Source organism: Desulfosarcina cetonica JCM 12296 (assembly GCF_001311845.1).
Lineage (GTDB): Bacteria > Desulfobacterota > Desulfobacteria > Desulfobacterales > Desulfosarcinaceae > Desulfosarcina > Desulfosarcina cetonica.
Genome location: NZ_BBCC01000127.1, coordinates 1 through 18,851, shown reverse-complemented (window position 1 = coordinate 18,851; position 18,851 = coordinate 1). Strand labels below are relative to the sequence as shown.

At 55.6% G+C, this 18,851-nt stretch carries 17 protein-coding genes; 7 read left to right on the top strand and 10 right to left on the bottom strand.

Annotated elements, in window-relative coordinates:
• Positions 1-172 precede the first annotated feature (172 nt).
• A complete protein-coding gene (locus JCM12296_RS23120) occupies positions 173-1,255 on the bottom strand; it encodes an ABC transporter substrate-binding protein (RefSeq protein ID WP_054698489.1) in 1,083 nt (360 codons plus the stop codon).
• Positions 1,256-1,269: 14 nt separating this feature from the next.
• Positions 1,270-3,465 carry a TonB-dependent receptor plug domain-containing protein gene (locus tag JCM12296_RS23115; protein ID WP_172684053.1) on the bottom strand — a complete coding sequence of 732 codons (2,196 nt, stop codon included), beginning with the start codon at positions 3,463-3,465 and terminating at the stop codon, positions 1,270-1,272.
• A 559-nt stretch (positions 3,466-4,024) separates the two neighbouring features.
• On the opposite strand from JCM12296_RS23115, the gene JCM12296_RS23110 reads away from it, so the two are divergent.
• The 7 genes from JCM12296_RS23110 (at position 4,025) to JCM12296_RS23085 (ending at position 12,520) form a co-directional block, all read left to right on the top strand.
• Entirely contained in the window at positions 4,025-5,962 is a 1,938-nt protein-coding gene (locus tag JCM12296_RS23110) for a cache domain-containing protein (protein WP_054698484.1), read from the top strand.
• On the top strand, positions 5,887-6,147 hold the full coding sequence (locus JCM12296_RS38805; protein ID WP_157067831.1) for a hypothetical protein: 261 nt from the start codon (positions 5,887-5,889) through the stop codon (positions 6,145-6,147). The genes JCM12296_RS23110 and JCM12296_RS38805 overlap by 76 nt, the downstream gene beginning before the upstream one ends.
• 358 nt (positions 6,148-6,505) lie before the next feature.
• Positions 6,506-7,519 (top strand): glycyl-radical enzyme activating protein, encoded by a 1,014-nt coding sequence (locus JCM12296_RS23105; RefSeq protein ID WP_083456427.1) that lies wholly within the window; start codon positions 6,506-6,508, stop codon positions 7,517-7,519.
• A 64-nt stretch (positions 7,520-7,583) separates the two neighbouring features.
• Positions 7,584-7,757, top strand: a complete 174-nt coding sequence (locus JCM12296_RS23100) for a benzylsuccinate synthase gamma subunit family protein (protein WP_054698482.1) — start codon at positions 7,584-7,586, stop codon at positions 7,755-7,757.
• A 22-nt stretch (positions 7,758-7,779) separates the two neighbouring features.
• The gene (locus JCM12296_RS23095; protein ID WP_054698480.1) at positions 7,780-10,374 is read left to right on the top strand and encodes a glycyl radical protein; all 2,595 of its coding nucleotides are present in this window, start codon (positions 7,780-7,782) and stop codon (positions 10,372-10,374) included.
• Between the two features lie 88 nt (positions 10,375-10,462).
• Positions 10,463-10,684 (top strand): benzylsuccinate synthase beta subunit family protein, encoded by a 222-nt coding sequence (locus JCM12296_RS23090; RefSeq protein WP_054698478.1) that lies wholly within the window; start codon positions 10,463-10,465, stop codon positions 10,682-10,684.
• A gap of 135 nt (positions 10,685-10,819) precedes the next feature.
• The gene (locus tag JCM12296_RS23085) at positions 10,820-12,520 is read left to right on the top strand and encodes a vWA domain-containing protein (RefSeq protein ID WP_054698475.1); all 1,701 of its coding nucleotides are present in this window, start codon (positions 10,820-10,822) and stop codon (positions 12,518-12,520) included.
• A 67-nt stretch (positions 12,521-12,587) separates the two neighbouring features.
• Here JCM12296_RS23085 and JCM12296_RS23080 read toward each other — a convergent pair whose 3' ends face one another.
• From JCM12296_RS23080 to JCM12296_RS23050, 8 genes are all read right to left on the bottom strand, one after another.
• Entirely contained in the window at positions 12,588-13,559 is a 972-nt protein-coding gene (locus tag JCM12296_RS23080; RefSeq protein ID WP_172684052.1) for a GntR family transcriptional regulator, read from the bottom strand.
• 339 nt (positions 13,560-13,898) lie between these two features.
• Entirely contained in the window at positions 13,899-14,828 is a 930-nt protein-coding gene (locus tag JCM12296_RS23075) for a DUF4037 domain-containing protein (protein WP_054698471.1), read from the bottom strand.
• Positions 14,829-14,925: 97 nt separating this feature from the next.
• The gene (locus tag JCM12296_RS23070) at positions 14,926-15,414 is read right to left on the bottom strand and encodes a response regulator (RefSeq protein ID WP_054698469.1); all 489 of its coding nucleotides are present in this window, start codon (positions 15,412-15,414) and stop codon (positions 14,926-14,928) included.
• On the bottom strand, positions 15,411-17,228 hold the full coding sequence (locus JCM12296_RS23065; protein WP_054698467.1) for an ATP-binding protein: 1,818 nt from the start codon (positions 17,226-17,228) through the stop codon (positions 15,411-15,413). Before JCM12296_RS23065 ends, JCM12296_RS23070 begins: the two co-directional genes overlap by 4 nt.
• 20 nt (positions 17,229-17,248) lie before the next feature.
• Positions 17,249-17,707, bottom strand: a complete 459-nt coding sequence (locus tag JCM12296_RS23060) for a Crp/Fnr family transcriptional regulator (RefSeq protein ID WP_054698465.1) — start codon at positions 17,705-17,707, stop codon at positions 17,249-17,251.
• Positions 17,708-17,781: 74 nt separating this feature from the next.
• Positions 17,782-18,009: a type 1 glutamine amidotransferase family protein gene (locus JCM12296_RS45445; RefSeq protein ID WP_246804765.1), complete on the bottom strand. Its 228-nt coding sequence runs from the start codon at positions 18,007-18,009 to the stop codon at positions 17,782-17,784.
• Complete coding sequence (elbB, locus tag JCM12296_RS23055; RefSeq protein ID WP_246804763.1) at positions 17,979-18,440, bottom strand: isoprenoid biosynthesis glyoxalase ElbB; 462 nt, start codon at positions 18,438-18,440, stop codon at positions 17,979-17,981. The genes JCM12296_RS45445 and elbB overlap by 31 nt, the downstream gene beginning before the upstream one ends.
• A gap of 203 nt (positions 18,441-18,643) precedes the next feature.
• Positions 18,644-18,851 (bottom strand): heterodisulfide reductase-related iron-sulfur binding cluster (locus JCM12296_RS23050; RefSeq protein WP_172684051.1); only part of this gene is annotated, 208 nt, incomplete at its 5' end.

Genomic DNA, 18,851 nt, shown 5'->3' with positions numbered 1-18,851 from the left:
CGCCCGGATTCGGCGAACAGGGCCCGCACCACCTCTCCGAGGCTCAACCCCGAGGCGCCCACGCCAAGGGCGGCCATGGCCATCGCCGTCACGGCCAGGCCGGCCACCACGATGAACAACAGACGTGCGTTGGTGCGCCGGCGATAAGCCAGGGGGATGGCGTCCGTGGCACTCAATGCGTCACCCGTGGAATCGGTTCGGAGACATAGACCCCCTGGTAGGGAATTCCCTGAAACCGTTCAAGGTACTCCCGATGCCAACTTTCCGGATCCACATCGGCGAAGCGCTCGGGGTGGAACCAGCGCGCCAGCCAGGCGATGCCGATCAGGGCGCGGGGGCCGGTCCAGATGGCGCTGTCCATCACATGGACGCGGCCGCGTTGAACTGCCGGGATTGTCGACCAGACCGGCCGGATCATTAAACTGTCACGCATGCCATTAAAATAGGAGGCGTCCGTGGCCTGATACCCGTTGCCCCAGGCGGCGGCCTTGACAATCACCGCGGGGTTTTGGGCCACCACCCATTCGGACGTGACTTTGGGATAAGGCAGGGCCATGTTGCCGGCGATATTGCGGCCACCGGCCGAAAGGCACATCTCATGGGCCCCCGAGCCCGGTCCGGTGGTGGCCAGATCGGAGTAGCTTTCGATGTAGACGGCGGGTTGATGGGTCACACCGGCCAGACGGTCACGGACCAGGGCCAGACGGCCGGTGTACCACTCACAAAAGGCCTGGGCCTCCTTGTCTTGCCCCAACAGCCGGCCCAGGGTGCGCACTTCGGCCTCAAGGCTTGCGAGCTTATAAAAATCGAGGCGCAACACGGCAATCCCCATGGCCGCCATCTTACGATCCAGTTCCTCGCCGGGATTGCGGCTGTAGGCCAGGACCAGGTCCGGCTCAAAGGCCGCGATAGCCTCCAGATTGGGCGTGCGCCAGCCGCCGGCCTTGGGAAGGTCGGCCAGAGGGCCCCAGAATGCCGGTTCGCGGAGAATCTCGGCATGCACCGCCACCACCCGCTCCTGGACACCCAGGGTGCGCAGGATTTCCACTGCGTCGGAGTTGAGGGCCACGATGCGCCGTACCGGCGTGGCCACGCTGACGTGCCGGCCCAGGGCATCGGTGACCTCCATGGCCCGGGCAGGCGGAACCAAAGACGCCGCCGACACCAGCAGGATGCCCATGAGGACCAGGCCTGCCACACCCCAAGGGCGGCAGTGCGAGTTGGAAATGGTCTTCAAGGGAAACCGGTAACCCATCGGGATCACCAGACTCAATAGCGCACGGTCAGCTCGGCAAACACCGTGCAGCCGTCGGTTTCATAATATTCGTAGTAGGTTTCGTCGAAGATGTTGTCCACCGAAACTGAAAATTCCATCCAGTCCAACGGAGTCACGGTCACCTTGGCATCCATGAAAAACGCCGGTTCATAGGTCCCATAGACGCCTTCTGCCGTATCCTTGTTATCTGAATCGTTGTAAATCTTGCTGTAGTAGCGCCCCACCAGACTCGCCTTGATCCATTCGAACCGGGCGTCCGCCCCGATGTTCCAGGTCCGTTGGGGAATCCCGCAGACCTGCTGGTCCTCGCTATCCGGATCGGTGTCGTTTTCCGTGATCTTGGCATCCGTATAGGTGAAGTTACCCCACACGGCGAGCCAGTCCGTAAGTGCCTGCCGGGCTTCGAGTTCGATTCCGAGGGTACGGGCCTTGCCGGCGTTGGTGCGAATCTTGGATGAGCCGTCGGTCCGGTAGTAGATCAGATCCTCGATGTCGTTGCGGTAGCCGGTCAGCGAAAGTCGGCTCCTGCCGTCGAAGAAAGCCTGCTCGACGCCGAGTTCATAGGCCCAGACGGTTTCGGGCTTGAGGTCGGGATTGCTTTCGTAGGTCGTCGAATAGGAGGTCCAGGACCGGTAAAGCTCGTAAAGCGTGGGCGGACGGAATCCATGCCCCACCGATGCCTTGACCGTGGTATTATCCAAGGCCTTCCATACGGCGGCAACCTTGGGGCTGAGTTCGGATTCTTCGTTGCTGTCATAATCGATTTCCGCCCCCGGTTCACCCGATGCGCCATCATAGACCTTCCACTGGTCGTATCGCAGGCCCAGATATAGGGTCAGCGGATCGATGATGCGCCACTCGTCCTGGGCGAACACGGCCCAGGTTTTGGAATTTCCCCCGGAGTAAAACGTACTTGACCCCGCGCCGGAATAACTGCGGTAAAAGGGGACATTGTAGTCGTTGGTGTCGGACTGGTCGGTGCGATAGGCAGTTCCCAGGGTCAGGGTATGGGCGTCGCCAAGGGGAAGGTCGCCGCGCAGCTCGCCGAACCAGCTCTCGTTTTCAGTGATTTTCAGCGAGCCGGCCGAATCGTCGTAGCCATCGTTGCCGCTGCCGCTCTCTGTCGTGTAGCGGTCATCCACCTGGACCGTGCCGCCCTGGAAGCTGATCCGTACGGGTCCGAACAGCTCCTTGGCCGACAGGGCATAGGTCTCCGTCTCGTTTTTGCCCATGCCCGTGTAATTGATAAAATCGTTGGGAACGAATCTGGCCCGCTGACCGCTGCCGGCGATGGCATAGGTGGGTCCATCGCCGAAGGTTCCCATATAGGAATTGGGCCGGCCGTAATCATATTCGTTTTTTCCGGATGTCGCGGTGAACACAATCTCTCCCGTATCCGAGAAATTGAAGCTGATCTTACCGTTCAGGTTGCTGCGCTTGGCCCCATTTTCGCCCTTGTCGCCCACGACCCAGGAGGTGGCCTCGCCATGCTTGTTGTCCATGGCATATCCACCTGCGACATTACCCGTGCCGGAAGTGATGGTCTTGACCACCGGCGTGGTTTCGTAGCCATCGGTCTGCTGCTCTTCCCAACCGATGCGGACGCTCAGCCGGTCGCCGAAACGGTTGCCGGCACTGAGGCGATAACGCCAGGTGGCGTTGGTACCGTAGCCGCCACTGGCCGCCAGTTCCAGTTTTTCCGGCGTTTGAGTGATGATGTTGACCACCCCACCCATGGCGTTGCCACCATATAGGGCCGACGCGGCACCGCGAATCACCTCGATGCGCGCGATGTTGTCCACCGGAATGGATCCCCAATCGACGCCGCCGGTGTAGGCGTCGTTGAGTGGCTGGCCATCGATGAGGATCAAGGTGTACTTGTCACCGTAAAAGCCGCGCATGTTGATCGCCGCCGTGGAATCCATCAACCCCTTGGAACGTTTTATAAAAACGCCAGCGATGGTGTTGAGGGCGTCATCCACCGTCTGAATATCTTTGTTCTGTAACGCTTGCCGATCGATTACAGTCACGCTACCAGGCGCATCCGTGATCAACTTTTCGGTTTTGGTCGCCGACACCACGATGTCATCCATCCGCACCACCTCGTTTTGCGACGACTCGGCCATGGAGGCCCTTGGGAGATCAGGCAAAGGAGGAACAACCCGATCACTGGCCATCTTCTTGCGCACATCATGCATCTCCTCTCTTCAGGTCAATGGGAATCCTTCAATTCGAAGCCAGACGGCGCCGTAGAGGGAGGCAGAAAAAAAGGCCATGACAGATCCTCCCCCCGGCTTTACGGGAACGCGGACCTTCATGGCCTTTGGTTCTGTTGTCGTGCAGATTGCCGCCGGTAAACGGCAATGGTGCTGATTGGGTAACGCAGTGGTCGATCCAACGGGAAGCGGCTTCAGCCGCCATGCGTGACCGACTTACCTAAATGAGACGAAAGTTGAAGTCAAGGCGTTTTCTTTTTCTGTACAGGACCATCGGTTGCAAGGATCGCTTTTATGCGAGACGCCCGGGAGCGTCAGCACCGGATGACGGATAGGCAATTCGAAAGGCACAAAAATGTATCGTTGCAAGCAATGAAACACATTTATGTTTAAGTAACTCGGAAAAGTGACGATTTAGGGACAAATCTGAAGTCATCGAGCGATGTTCCTCCTGACAACCGGATATTCCCGTTGATCGCATAGGCCCCTATTGTTGCTGTGGCTCAGGTGCAATTCGCATAAAGGACGATTCATGGATCAGAATGTCATTCAGCATCACAAAGACCGGCTGTTGAAAGCAATCCCCCTGGTTTCGCATTACATCGATAAGTTCAACGCCATCAACAAACGATGGGCCGGTGCGATCACGGCCGGACTGATCGAGACCGGCTGCATGAAAACGGAGGCCGCCAGGCTGTTCGAACCCTTGATCCAGGACATGCGCGCCACCAAGATCAAATACGGGGACATTCAAGAGCAACTCGTTGACGCGATTCTTTTTGAAATGGTCAAAAAGGTCGTCTTTGAAATCACCGATGCGGCCAAGTTCGCCATCAACATTCTAAAACGCAATCTATTCGAACGGACCGCTGACGTGGGCTATCTCGCCACCGACGCCGAGATTGTCAGCTTCCTCAAAACGGTACGCCAAGAAGAAAGCAACAACGACATCTCCCGGCGTGCTGAATTTGTCGGCACGCGGCTGGCCGATTACCGTTACGAGTATACGGTTTACAATGAGATCATCATTCTGGATCGGCACGGGCAGGTCCAGGTCAACATAGACCCGGAAAACCGGATCACCGCTTCGAAGGACCCCTTGCTGGGAAAAACCCAGGCCATCGATTTGCACCACGATTTGAGTGAAGACAAGTACGTGGAGACCTTCAGGGAGAGTGACCTTTGTCCCGGCCAGGGAAAGGTGCTGGTTTATTCGCAGAAGATCGAGGATCCCGACCGGCAAGCCGCCCTGGGAACGCTCTGCCTCTGTTTCGATTTCAAGGATGAGATGGAGCGCATCTTTAAAGACCTGAAGCAGGGCAACGACCAGATCGTCGTGGCCATTCTGGACGGGCAAGGCAATGTCATGTCTTCAAACCGGCCGGAGATTCTGTCGCCTGCCGCCAAGGTTCCGGTGGACCTGAACACGGATTTCAGGTTTCTCTCTTTTAATGGGAAGAACTACCTGGCGGCCACGGTGGCCACCGACGGGTACCAGGGATTTTATGGCCTCACCTGGTACGCCCTGGCCATGATCGATCTGGAATCGGCCTTCAAGGTCGATCCGGAAACGGAATCCCTTGATGCCACGGCCCTGAGCAAGCTGCAACACTTCTCAAAGGATCTGTCGGCCATCAAGGCCGCGTCTGAAATCCTTTTGGACGACATGAAACTCGACAGTATCAACGGCCAGGTCAAGGCGAGTAAATTCCAGGCCAAGGCATTTGTCGAAGTCCTGCACTTTGTCAAATGGATCGGTGAGGAGATCGACGATCTTTTTTCAGCCGCCATCCAGAATCTTCAAACCACTGTGGTTACCTCGCTGTTCAACGATGTTCAGTTCAGGGCCTTCCAAGGCAACAATATCGCCGACCGCAATTTGTACGAACGGGCCAACGACGTCTGCTGGTGGGCCCTGACGCCCATGTTCCGTGAACTCTTGACCAAGCACGGGGATCACGGGTTGAGCGAATCGGAACGGCAGGCCCTGACAAACAACCTGCAGTACATCAACGATTTGTACACCCCTTATTTAAGACTCGTATTGGCCGACACCCATGGCGAGGTGGTGGCCACCTCACTCCCGCCTGACGAACTGGAAGAGCGCTTCGTCGAACCGGACATGCCATCCGGCCAGGCATTGGTGGGGATGACCCTGGACCCGAACCTGGTACGCGAAGCGTTGGGATTAACCTCCAGCAAGGCCTATTGCGTTTCGGCGTTTGCGCCCTCGATACTATACGGTGGACGTCCCACCTATATCTACAGCACGGCCGTGCGCGATCCCCAAAACGACAAACGGACCGTCGGGGTGATCCAGATTGTATTCGATGCCGAACCGCAGTTTCAGGCCATGTTGACCGATGTACTGCCAAAAAATGAAAAAAAGCGGTTTTGGAAGGCAGTATCGCTCTGTTTGCCGACCGTACCCAAACCATTGTTGCCAGCACCCATGCCGACTACCCCGTAGGTAGTGAACTGCCTCTGCCGAACCACTTTTTCCGGCGCCCCAAAGGGGCTCGTGAATCGACCATTGTCGAGCTGGGCGACCATTCCTACACCATGGGCCTGCAGGTATCCGAGGGATACCGCGAATACAAGCGCGGCGACGGATATGACAACGATCTGATCTGCATGATCTTCGTTCCCATCTGATTACCTTTTCCCGGCTACGTCTTTCGATCCCCGCCAATGGGGCACCACGCCCCTTTCGAACCGCTCCGACCGGACCATCCAGGTATCTATTTATTTCCGGCAACCTTATATCCATTGGGATTTAAAATGGATAGCATTCAATGTCTATACGTTTTGTATTTTATTATTGACATGTAATCAGATATCACATTATATTCTTCCCACACAAAGCGCATGGCATTTACACTTATGATGAATAAAATTCATTAAATTAACATAGCAGATATTCTGGATTTTATATTCGACACCGGCATTGCGTCCGCTGCCCGATCACAGTCGGCGTACAAGCCGTTTAACGACCCATAAAAAGGGAGGCACAATGGTCTCTAACGAACAACAAACCATCAAGATGCCTTTAATTACGGAAATTCAGCGTTTCTGTCTGCAGGACGGACCGGGCATCCGTACCACCGTTTTCATGAAAGGGTGCCCGTTGCACTGCCCCTGGTGCCACAACCCGGAAACCCAAAACCGAAAAAGAGAAATATACTACTACCCCAATCTTTGTACCGGATGCGGCAGGTGCGTGGAAGTTTGCCCGCAGGAGGCATGCACCCTGGAAATCGGGTCGGACGGAACCCCTAGTATCAAAATCGATCGTGACCAGTGTATTGCGTGCACAAGCTGTGTCGACGCCTGCATGAGCGGGGCACGGGAAGCGGTCGGCCAAATGCTGACCATGGACGAAATCCTGCGCGAATGCCTGTCCGACCAGCCGTTTTACAAGCGGTCCGGTGGTGGGGTAACCCTGAGCGGCGGGGATCCGCTGTATTTCCCCGATTTCTCCCTGGCGCTTTCAAGGCGACTTAAAGAAAAAGGAATCCATGTGGCCATGGAGACCAGTTGCTTTCCCAACTTCAAGGTCATCCGTCCACTTCTCGACACCATCGATTTGTTCATCGTGGACATCAAGTCGATGGATCCGGTGAAACACCGCCAGGCAATTGGCTGGCCACTGGAACCGATTCTCGAGAACATCGGGCTGTTAATCGAAAACGATGCCAATGTGAGAATTCATCTTCCCATCATCCCGGATTTTAACGATAGTGCCGACGATTGCCGGGCTTACGTGAATTTTCTCGCCCCATACGCCGAGATGTTGACCGGCGTCGATATTCTTCCGTTCCACGCCTATGGCGAGGGAAAGTATAACTTTCTCGGGCGGACAGAGACATACGCGTACAAAGGCGTCGAGGACAAGCCCGGTGAGCAGATAAGAATACTCGCTCGGGAACTTTCAAAGGCCGGCATCGTGGGGATAAATGTCGGTGGTGTGGTGGGAATGGGAACCGAGAAAGGAGAAAGACCCCAGCGAAGGGAGGTGGTCAACTAACTCTTTTAGCAGCCTGTATCTATTTAAATAGATGCCAATTACCATAAAACAAGGAGGATTCACCATGGCAACATGCGGAGAATGTACGTTCTTTTTCAGGGTCCCGGAAAATGCCGATGATTTTGAGCCGGACAAGGGGGATTGCGTGACTGAAAAACGCGACGAAAAAGGGACCTACTGGCTTTCCAGGCCGGTATTCGTTTCGACCGATTCGTGCACGCAGTTTCAGAAAAAATAGCCAAACAAGGGGAGGAAACCAAATGGCGACAATGGCACCGGCGGTAGAATATAAAGGCAAGGTAATCGATTTCCCGTTCGAGAATCCCGAAGAGGAGAAAATTCCCGATGATGAACTCCATGAGCATCTGGCCAAGCCATCCACGGAGCGCACCAAACGGCTGAAAGCCCGGTGCCGGTGGAAACACGCCTCCGCCGGGGAGTTCGTCGAGCACGGCGTGCGTGCCGGAATCGAACGCATGCGGCTGGTCACCGAGGCCCATAAGGCTTCGCGCGGAAAACCCGAGGTCACTCGGCGGGCACTGATTCTGGAGCGTTGCCTGAACAAGGGGACCATCTGTTTGCAGACCGATGAGAAAATCATCGGCTACCACGCCGAGGACCCTAACTACTTCCCGCTCTATCCCGAACTCTCCTACATGAACGTCAAAGATTACCTGATGAGCGATTACTCGCCACAGCCGGAAGCCGAGGCGGAAGCCATCAACGACTACTGGAAGCCGTACAGCCTGCAAGCCAAGTGCGAACAGTACTTCGATCCCATCGACCTTACGCGCATGTATCAGGTCAGTACCATGGAGGCACCGACTTTCGCCCATGGTTACAACAGCATCATTCCGCCTTACGAGACGGTCCTCGAGGACGGCCTGCTCAAGCGCATCAAAATGGCCGAGGAACATATCAAGGAAGCCAAGGCCGAACTGGCCAAGGAACCCTGGGATGGCAGCAAGCAGCTCAGCTGGATCCCCAAGATCGACAACTGGCAGGCGATGGTCATCGCCGACAAGGCGGTGATCGCCTGGGCGCGCCGCTACGCCCGGCTCTGCAAGATCGTGGCGGAAAACTTCGAGTCGGATCCGGATCGCAAGAAAGAGTTGATGGAGATGGCCGAAATCAGTAACCGGGTTCCGGCAGAGCCCTGCAAGGGACTGAAGGATGCCTTCCAGGCCAAGTGGTATACGTTTCTCGTCTGCCACGGCATCGAACGCTATGCCAGCGGTTTCGCCCACAAGGAAGACAAGGTGCTCTACCCCTACTACAAGGCCAGTGTGATCGATAAGACCTTCCAGCCCATGACCCATGCCGATGTCGTTGAATACGTGGAGATGGAACGGCTCAAGATTTCCGAGCACGGTGCCGGGAAGTCCAGAGGCTATCGGGAAATTTTCCCCGGATCCAACGATCTTTTCATCCTGACCCTCGGCGGGACCAACCGGGACGGGTCCGACGGCTGCAACGACATGACCGATGCGATCCTCGAGGGGGCGCGCAACATCCGTACGACGGAGCCGTCCATCGTTTTCCGCTACTCCAAGAAAAACAGGCCCCAGACCCTGCGCAAGGTATTCAACTGTGTTCGCGACGGTCTCGGGTACCCGTCGATCAAGAATGATGACGTCGGTATCGAGCAGATGAAATACTACAGCAAGTTCAGCATGAACAACAACGGGGCCACGGACGAGGAGGCCCATGACTGGTGCAACGTGCTTTGCATGTCGCCGGGATTGTGCGGGCGGCGCAAATCCCAGAAAACCCGCTCCGAGGGCGGCAGCGCCATCTTCCCGGCCAAGATCCTCGAGATTACCCTCAACAATGGATACGACTGGGCCTACTCCGACATGCAACTGGGTCCGGAAACCGGAAATGCCGAAGACTTCAAGACCTATGACGATCTGCTGGAGGCCTTCCGCAAACAGTACAGTTACGTAATGAGCCTGGTGGTACGGGCCAAGGACGTGGGCCGGCACATCGAAACCCAGTATCTGCAGATTCCCTTCGTTTCCAGCATCGACGACGGCTGCATGGAACTCGGCGAAGAGGCCACCCACTTGTCCGAACAGCCCAACGGGTGGCACAATCCCATCACGACCATCGTTGCCGCCAACTCTCTTGTGGCCATGAAAAAACTGATTTATGATGAAAAGAAATACACCATGAAACAGCTCATGGACGCCCTCAAAGCCAACTGGGAAGGCCACGAGGAGATGCGCAAGGATTTCAAAAACGCACCCAAATGGGGCAACGACGACGATTACGCCGATACCATTATCCAGAGCTTCTACGAAGACATCCTCGGTGGTGAGATGGCCAAGGTGACCAACTATTCCGGCGGCCCGGTGCTTCCCGTCGGACAGGCCGTGGCCCTGTACATGGAGGTGGGCTCCCGCACCGGCCCCACGCCGGACGGCCGTTACGGCGGCGAGGCAGCCGATGACGGCGGCATTTCACCTTACTTCGGAACAGATACCAAGGGTCCCACGGCGGTTCTGAAATCAGTCTCCAAGGTTCAGAAAAACCAGAAGGCCAACCTGCTCAATCAGCGTCTGGCGGTCCCCATGATGCGCAGCGTTCACGGCTTCGATATCTGGCATGCCTATATGGATACCTGGCACGATCTCAATGTCGACCACGTGCAGTTCAACTGCGTGAGTACGGATGAGATGCGCGCCGCCCAGCGGGAACCGGAAAAACACCGTGACCTGATCGTTCGCATCGCCGGCTTCAGCGCGCGTTTTGTCGATATTCCCACCTATGGCCAGAATACGATCATCGCCAGAAACGAGCAAAACTTCGGTCCCCAGGACTTCGAATTCATGAATCTGGAATTGGGGCAATAGGCAGCCGCGCATTATTTGCATCGGATGGAAGACAGACGGGACGTTTCCATGGCCATTGCAGGGAACGGACAAAACAAGGAGGCTCGCAATGGAAGTTGTCGACAGTCAATTACATGTTGAAGAAGGTACCGTAAAACCTTGCCTGAAATGCAAATGGCAGATCGCCGATCCGACCAACCCGGACCAGGGGCAGTGCACCGTGAACCGAACGGCAATGGGCTCCATCTGGAAGCGCTGGATCCGGGATGTACACAACATGACCTGCTCCAAGCATGAGGAAGGCAAGTTGAGTTTCCGGGAGCATGTCTAAGGGGATGATTTGAAGTAAAACGACAGCACCCCGTCCATGACCGCGCGCACGGTCATGGACGGGGTTTTCGAGCATGCGTTTCAATGACTTGATGATTCCGATCCCAACGCCAGATTGAACGGAAGGCTGACACCCATGAATATCAATGCAAGTATACGCAGGCAGCCCATCGATCGGTTTGAAGTCCTCGGAAATGAAGGTTACTCCGCTTTTTGGCGCAAAAACACGTCACCGGTGGAGACCTTGGAAATGGCCAGGCTGCTCACCGGCCTGAGGAAGGTCGCCACGTTTATCGGGCGCAATCTGGGCAGTATTGTCTGGACCGGCATGGAGCATAAAAACGGCATCGCCCTCGATCCTTCATTGGTCATGGGGACCTATCCGGTACCCACCGGAAAAACCGACATCATGGTGGGCATCACGGTTCGCAAGGCCTTTGAGAGAACCGAGTGGAGTGATCGGATCAAGGAGCATATTCAGTCCAAGATCGACATGTCCCCGCCGTATCGCTACAAATTCAATCTTTTTTTCGATATGTGCGAAAGGGTGTACCTGGACTGTCTCTCCAACATCAGCCCGATGGGGCTTTACACGGAAGCCGCCAGATTGTGGGAAATCTCGGAAAAGGCCAAGGATTTCATTCAGCCCCCCACGGTGATCGAACTCTTGCACATCTGGTGGGAAATAGCGGCGGACCGTGGCGGATCGCGCTACCGCAACCCCTATGTTGACAAGACCATGGTCATGCTCGGCGGCAAGGTCGACCTCACGGAATTTTATGCCAAGCCGCTGGCCTTGCTGAACTCCATTGTGGCCAGGCTGATTCAGGACTGTCCGAGGATCCTGGGAGTGACCGAACGGTGCAGTTATCGGTTGCGTCTTTATGAATCGATCTGGCCGGAACTTCTCGAGTATATCAAATTCTGGCCCGCCGACCGCCGCGATCCGTTTCTGGTACAAAAAAAAATGCAGGATGAGGAGACGGAAAGCGAAGAAGAAAAAAAGAAAAAAAAGGCCGCCATCCTCAGTATCGCTGAAAAGGTGGAATGTCACGTTACGGAGAAGAACCCGGATTACACCGCCGAAGTCCGCGCCAATGTGAGCAATATGGAAGATGTGGTGGAAATCATGGGGAACGATATCGTCATGGATGCCCCCGACAAGATCGACGCCCAACTGCTGATCAAGTTGAAACAGATTGTCAAGGCCAACAGCCAACGCCGGACGACGTATAACCGAGGCATGGCCTCGGGCAAGATCGACCGCCGGCGGCTTTATCGGGCCCAGACCACCGGCAAGGCGTTTGTGGTGAAAAAAAACCGTTTCGAGCTATTGCGGGAAATGATGATCGTCGTCGACGCCACCGGTTCGATGGCCGATCCGAATAAGTGGGATCAGGCCCTGACCATTTCCCAGACGCTTTTTTCCGCCATCCTGTCATTCAACAAGAATGCCCGCCTATTCACCTATAATGAAGTCAAGGATAAATGCCGCCTGACTGAAATCTTCGGCGGAAATCGCTTCTACACCGTTTTGCCCCATGGCAGAACCGCCTCGGGCGAGGTGCTGATCGCCGCGGCCCTTAAATTGAATCGCAAAAACAAGAAGCCCTACATTATCCATATCACCGACGGCGCCTCCAACTGGGGGTGCGGGGTGAAAGATGCCCTCCGGTTCTGTGAAAAGAAAAAAATCCGTCTCTTGACCATCGGAATCGCCTGCAATCCTTCCGCGAAGCAATCGCTCAGGGACGAGTACGGCAGGCTCGTCCAGTTTGTCGATCATCTGGATGATCTGCCGCATCTTTTCGGGACGCTGCTCCGGCACAGCATGTAAAAGGAACGGCGTCGTAAAAGATAGACCATGCAAGCCAACGGAATGGGGCCCGATTCGCCCCATTCCGTCACGGCTTCACGAAACGACCCTCCAGGTGAAATGGGGCGGTGGCCTTCAAGTGCTTCCGAAGCAGTGATTTAAGCTTCTCGGCATCCCGCCGATGAAGGGCGGCAATCATTTCAGCATGCTCCTTTTCGGATTGAATGATGCGCTCGGGAGGAAGCACATCCAGCCGAACCCGCAGCTCCAGCCATTCATAGATGCTCTGGATATATCGAACCATGAACCGATTCCGCCCCATCTGGGCCAGGCAAATGTGAAAGTTGGCATTGGCGATGAGCTTCAAGCGGTCAAAGATGTCGGTTTTATGGGCACAGTAGGCTTCCTGCAGCGTTTCCAACTGGGCGATGTCCTCCGCGGTAACATGCTGCATGATAAAGTCGATATTGGACACCTCCAGGCAGGTTCGTGCTTCCATGACTTCGTTGATTTCGTCCGGGTGGACCTCCTTGACATAGCAGCCGACATTTTTCTTGATGTAGACATACCCTTCACTTTCCAGCTTGGAGAGGGCATTGATGATGGGCGTTTTGCTGACACCGAATTTTTTCTCAAGATCGCTGTAGACCAGTTTCTGTCCCGGCGCCACTTTCAACGTCCGGATCAGTTCCTTGATCTTCCCGTAAATCACGGCATTCATCGAGGTGGGGGCAAAGAGATCGTCCGTGGCAGTCGCATCCATCGGATCAGCGCTCACCTCACCGGTGGCTTGCGGCCCCATTTGTTGCGACAAACGATTCAAATCCATATCGGTGACAAAGTAGCCACGATTTTTAATATAGCTGACAAAGCCCCGGCTTTCCAACAGGGACAACGCGCTGATGATGGGGGTCTTGCTGATGCCGAGAATTTTCTCCAGATTGGCGTAAATCAAGCGCTGGCCAGGTTTATATTTGCCTGACAGAATGAGCCCCTGAATACTTTGGTAAGCAAAATCGGTGGATGAAAGGCGTTGTGCTTTAGAGCTTTTGGATACCATGATCGATGTCCTTGGATATACGCCGATAACGGAAAAATCCATCGGCCAGTTGCGCCGTTGATGGATTCCGGTCCGAAAAGATGTCGCGATTTTGTCAAAGGGAGGTGAATAATCGGCGAAAAAAATTTATTTAGCTGTTCATATGTTTTTCTGGGAAGGACGTCAAGCGGTGATCCCGTCGTAACGCGTTGCAATTCAGGTGGATTTCGAAAAAAAAGAGGGGGTCCCGAAGGACAAATTTGGTAAAATCATGAATAGTTAAGCAAAATCACGGGGGCGGCCGTTGCCGGTCCACGGCGATCCGGCGATCGTTATCCCATGACACCGCAACGCCGGGCGTCAGGCACCGGCATACCATACGGTCAACTCCCGGATGCGCGGGTCCCGAATCCGGGATTGAACGATCGGGCCATGGTCGAGAAGGAAATCACTGTCGCTGTCACTCAGGCCCTGGGTCCGCAGTTCTTCGATAATCCAGCCGCAGATCCGTTCGACATGCGTTTCCATCTGCCCGGGATCCGGCGTTTGCAGCAGGTGGCGGATTTCCGTGGAAAGCCATGCGCCCAGGATCGGCAGCGATGGGAGGGCTTTTTCGCGCCATTTATAAAACGGACAGTAGCGGCGATTTAGCAAAAACGCCAGGCGCATGGCATCGTCGCAAAAGTGGACCCGGGCATACCGGGCGGCAAAGACGGCCCCTCTTTTCCCGCACCGGGAAAGATTGTATTGCCCCGACTGGGCGGCCGACATGAGCCGACCGGCGATGCGCTTCAGGCGCACATCCTCCGGATAGTAGGCCAGCAATGCCTGTCGGATGGCGGTGAATTTTCCGTCGCCATCATGGAAAACGCGACCGTTGGTGCAGGCGGCCAGATTTTCCTCCGGAATCAGCAGCCACCGCATCGCATCGGTCGGCGCGTCGGCCGTGCCGATATAGGTTTTGTAGAATTCTCCGATCTCCATAACCCCGACCCGGTTTTGCCCCCAGGCACTTTCCATCCGCGCATACCCCTTAAAATGGCGGGGCAATGCGTCGTATGCCTTACGCAGGAAATCACCGAAGATGGTGTCATCGGCGGCGTCGAGCCAGAGAATGAATCCCGGCCCCCAATCATGATCACGGGAAATGTCGTCGTCATAACCGAAGCATTCCGACCCATGGCCGACCAAGCCTGCGGCGATGCGATCTTTCAGGTCGGCGAACCCACCGTCGAGCATCGGCATGCCATGGACGCGGAAATAAGCTTCACATAGGGAAAGTCCCTTCATGGAAAAAAACCCAGTCCGTCACCCTTGGCCGCGACGACCGTGTGGCTGCCTATCGCCGATGGCCATGGGTGGAAAAAATGAAAATCCCCGAAAGATTTCAAGATCTCCGTAATAGATATATAATAATATATTTCAATGCGTTATGAACCTCCGGAACCGCCATGGCCACCTTTTCCATGAAAAAAGTCACACCGCTGGCATAGGCGCTGTCCAGGAGTTCGCGATCCGGCTTGATGGTATAGGAGATCACCGGCAAATCAGGAAAGGTCTCGCGGATCTGGCGCAGGGTCTCCAGGCTGATCTCCCCTCCCCGCTCCCGGTCGCCGTATTTCTTCCAGGCATGTTCGGGCCAGTAATGATCCATGATGATCACATCGGGCTTTTCCTTCTCCACAATGCTTTGCCACGAATCGATATCACCGCTTTTGACCAGGCTGAAATCCAAATTTAAACGGTCGTTCTTACCGACGAGGGCCGTCTCCAGCGATTCGACCCAGGCATCGTCCCATACGAGGGTATTCTTGTCATGCTCGCTGCGGAACAGATGGCTGAATATGTCGTCGAAAAACAAGATCTTTACTTTCATGGTGAGTCCCCCTTTGGATTGGATACGAAAAACGGTAAGGACAGGTAGAGCCGATAAGGGGTTTTGTACTTGCGAAAGTGCCCCCCGAGATCCTTGATGATTCTTTTCACCTGTGGCTGTCCGCGACCCGAAACCATTTTGTAGGGTATCCCATTGTCCTGGACGACAAGGACAATCTGATTCTTTTTCTTCCACAGAGTGATGGTGATCCGGCCGACGACAGAGGCCTCCTTCGCCTGTCGGGTGATAATGGCCCGTTGACTGTTGGCAAAGAGATTCTCGAAAATGGTTTCCAGTTGCTCATAGCTGGCACGAATCAGGCAGTTGGTGGCCAGGTGGATCTTTGTCTCAATCTTGATATCCAGCTCGGGATAATAGGCCATCTTCTGACTGAAGAATGCCCGCAGCCAAGTGGGCAGGTGGATGTTCTTGGGGCGGAACTTCAGGATGTCGACCTGTTCATGCAGTTCGGTCAGGAGGCTATCCAGCCCGGAAAGGGAATGGACCACGGCATCGTCCATCAAGGCGGCCGAATGGTTTTTCGCCAGGGCCGCTTTCAAGGCACCGAAACAATAAAATCCCGGATTATGGATGCGCAGGCTGATTTCGGAGAGATGACGGACGGCGCGTTCGTTGAGCAAAAAGGATTTGAGCAGGGCATTGTACAAGGTGAGAAACGGATTCATGTGCAGGTAGTTCCAGAACTGCGGCCGGTGGGAGGCCAGGCAGACGGCACCCAAATCCTGGTTGAGCATGTGCAGGGGATAGATGACGTAGGAGCGAATGTTGTCGATGCATTCCAGGAGAAAACGGCGCTCCTTTTTCTTGATGGCCGTGTAGGCGTTGATCCGCTCGCGGAAACGGTGCATGCGGCGATCACCGGCCTGGCCTTCATAGGGATAGGAGACGTCTGTCATATCGTACAGAATGCTGTCCGATGAGGGGACAAACTCAGGAAAGTAGACTTCCTGGACCGTATCTTCCTGCCAGGCGACGAGGATCAGATCGACTGGCGGTCTGCGGTTACCCCGCCGGAAAAAGGCAAAACCGAGATCGGCTGAGGAAAAGGAGCGATAGGCGGCCACGGCGTCGGTATAATCCACGCGCGCGTTGGAGCCGATCAAGCGGGCGAGAATATTGAGTTTTTGATGGGCGATCCGAATCGCCAGGCGGTTCTTGATATCGAGAATATAGTCCATGATCAAAGAACCATAGCGGTTGATGAATGTCTCCACCGGTTTCACATCCACGGTGTCGAAGGCCGGCCTGCCCCGGTAACGGCTCAACTCGATCGTGCAGAAGACATCGCTGCTGCGTTTGATGGGCATGATCATCGTGGAGGCCACGGGTTTTTTGATCGCTTCCAGATAATGGGGGTCCATCGAAGGGTAAAGGTCGAGGAAGGGGTTGCTCTCACCGGGGGCCGGTGCCGCCCAGATATCCTTGGTGACCAAGGGTTCACCGGTTTCCATGACTCTCCCGGTGAACCCCTTGGTGGGATCCAAGAGATGCAGGTTCATCTCCTTGCGCAGCCACGGCCGGCCGTCTTTAACAATACAGACTTTTTCCACCCGGCCCCCTTTGGGGAGCAGGTTGATCTGGCCGATGTCGGCCCGGACGCCGCTCATCAGAAGGTTCAACACCTCATAGGCGATCATGTCGACGGCATCCTCCCCCTCGGACAAGGCCAGCATGGGAAGCCGCCGAAAGAGATTCTCCGCGTCGATGACGGGGTCTGGCAGCGGATCCGTAAGGGAGCGGTCGCTTTTCGCCCCGGATCGCGCGAGACTGCCCAAATGAGGGGGGTGAACCATGAGGCACCTTTCCGATGGAGCTAAATGGACAGAATTTGCGGAATCGGATGCGTACGATACATCAGGCGGCGCTTGGCGATTTTGGCGATCCGGCGCATGATCAAAAAACCCAGCTCGAAATCCTGGTAAAAGAGCAGCATCATGTCGCTGGCTAAAAACCGCAGCACCCGGGTCGGTGAAATCGCCCGAGCGTCGGACAGATAGGTTTTCTCTTCCATCTCGATCAGGGAGGAAAAACCAATGGCACCGCCGGCCACGATGGTTTCCAGGCGCACGATTTTCCCGGTCAGGCTCTCAAACTCCAGGCTGATCTCGCCGTCGAGGATGTTGTAGAAATACTTGGCCCCGCGCCGCTGCTTGTTCAGGAAGTGGCCCTCCTGATATTCCCGTACTTCGGCAATGGCGGCCAGGCGGCCGATCATCTCATCGGACAAGTCATCGTAAAAGGCGAGGGATTTCAAAATGGCGGGGTCGACCATGGACGTACACACGCTTTCTGGGCCGCTGGGGCCCGGTTTTTCGGTTTAGTCGATTTGAAAAGCCCGGTTTCGCATCAAGCCATTTCCAGAACTTTTTGGACGAGTTTACCGATGCCAATGGCCACGTCCTTGATGCCGGGGCCGAGCATGTAGGCCGGGGTGGTAACGATTTTGTTGGCCTCATCCACGGCGATTTCATCCACGGTGCACAGCTGGTGTTTGACACCGATGGCGGCCAGGGCACCGATCACGCCCTCCTCGCTACCCACGGTCAAAAGCGGGCTTTTCTCGGAAAGGGCCATACCCACGGTGGCCGGGGCGATGCACAGGCGCCGACGGGCTTGCCGGCGGCGAGCATGGCCAGCAGCAGATCCTTCACCTGGCCGTTGACCGCGCCCTGGGGACCCTTGAAGGCGAATTCGCTGAGGTTCTTGGCCGCGCCGAACCCGCCGGGCAGGATCAGGGCGTCGATCTGATCGGCGGTCACCTCGGCCAGGTTTTGGATCTCGCCCCGGGCAATGCGCGCCGATTCGACCAGCACATTGCGGGTCTCGTCGGTCTCGGCCTGGGTGAGATGGTTGATCACCTGGGCCTGGTTGATGTTTGGGGCCATGCACACGGCCTCGGCGCCCAGTTGGTCGATATAGAGCAGGGTCAGGACAGCCTCGTGGATCTCGGCGCCGTCAAAGACGCCGCAACCGGATAAGAGAACGCCCACTTTTTTATCTGCCATTTTTTTCTCCCTAATTTGAGGTGCGTTGAAACGTCCGGAGGCGTTTCGAGAAAGTGTTAAGATTTAAGTGTTAAGTGGCGGATCGAATCCATTTAATGATCAAATCGACAGAATTCATTTTCTTAACACTTAAAACTTCAAACTTAACACTTAACCCGGCGACTTGTTTGGTCAAATGTCACTTGAACGTCCTGGAGAACCGATTACAGGCGCTCGGCCACCAGTTCGGCGATGTCGAAGGCCTTTTGTTCCTCGGTAAACTTCTTGGTGCCATCGGTGAGCATCAGCAGGCAAAAAGGACAGGCCGTGGCAATGCGCTCGGCACCGGTGTCCAGGGCCTCGCGGCTGCGGTTCTGGTTGATGCGCTCGCCGACCTCCTCGGCCCAGTAGTTGCCGCCACCGCCACCGCAG

Excerpts from the sequence above, each read along its gene's own strand:
- JCM12296_RS23120 (WP_054698489.1), bottom strand. The coding sequence starts at position 1,255 with ATGGGTTACCGGTTTCCCTTGAAGACCATTTCCAACTCGCACTGCCGC.
- JCM12296_RS23110 (WP_054698484.1), top strand. The coding sequence starts at position 4,025 with ATGGATCAGAATGTCATTCAGCATCACAAAGACCGGCTGTTGAAAGCA.
- JCM12296_RS23105 (WP_083456427.1), top strand. The coding sequence starts at position 6,506 with ATGGTCTCTAACGAACAACAAACCATCAAGATGCCTTTAATTACGGAA.
- JCM12296_RS23100 (WP_054698482.1), top strand. The coding sequence starts at position 7,584 with ATGGCAACATGCGGAGAATGTACGTTCTTTTTCAGGGTCCCGGAAAAT.
- JCM12296_RS23095 (WP_054698480.1), top strand. The coding sequence starts at position 7,780 with ATGGCGACAATGGCACCGGCGGTAGAATATAAAGGCAAGGTAATCGAT.
- JCM12296_RS23090 (WP_054698478.1), top strand. The coding sequence starts at position 10,463 with ATGGAAGTTGTCGACAGTCAATTACATGTTGAAGAAGGTACCGTAAAA.
- JCM12296_RS23085 (WP_054698475.1), top strand. The coding sequence starts at position 10,820 with ATGAATATCAATGCAAGTATACGCAGGCAGCCCATCGATCGGTTTGAA.
- JCM12296_RS23080 (WP_172684052.1), bottom strand. The coding sequence starts at position 13,559 with ATGGTATCCAAAAGCTCTAAAGCACAACGCCTTTCATCCACCGATTTT.
- JCM12296_RS23075 (WP_054698471.1), bottom strand. The coding sequence starts at position 14,828 with ATGAAGGGACTTTCCCTATGTGAAGCTTATTTCCGCGTCCATGGCATG.
- JCM12296_RS23070 (WP_054698469.1), bottom strand. The coding sequence starts at position 15,414 with ATGAAAGTAAAGATCTTGTTTTTCGACGACATATTCAGCCATCTGTTC.
- JCM12296_RS23065 (WP_054698467.1), bottom strand. The coding sequence starts at position 17,228 with ATGGTTCACCCCCCTCATTTGGGCAGTCTCGCGCGATCCGGGGCGAAA.
- JCM12296_RS23060 (WP_054698465.1), bottom strand. The coding sequence starts at position 17,707 with ATGGTCGACCCCGCCATTTTGAAATCCCTCGCCTTTTACGATGACTTG.
- JCM12296_RS45445 (WP_246804765.1), bottom strand. The coding sequence starts at position 18,009 with ATGGCCCTTTCCGAGAAAAGCCCGCTTTTGACCGTGGGTAGCGAGGAG.
- elbB (WP_246804763.1), bottom strand. The coding sequence starts at position 18,440 with ATGGCAGATAAAAAAGTGGGCGTTCTCTTATCCGGTTGCGGCGTCTTT.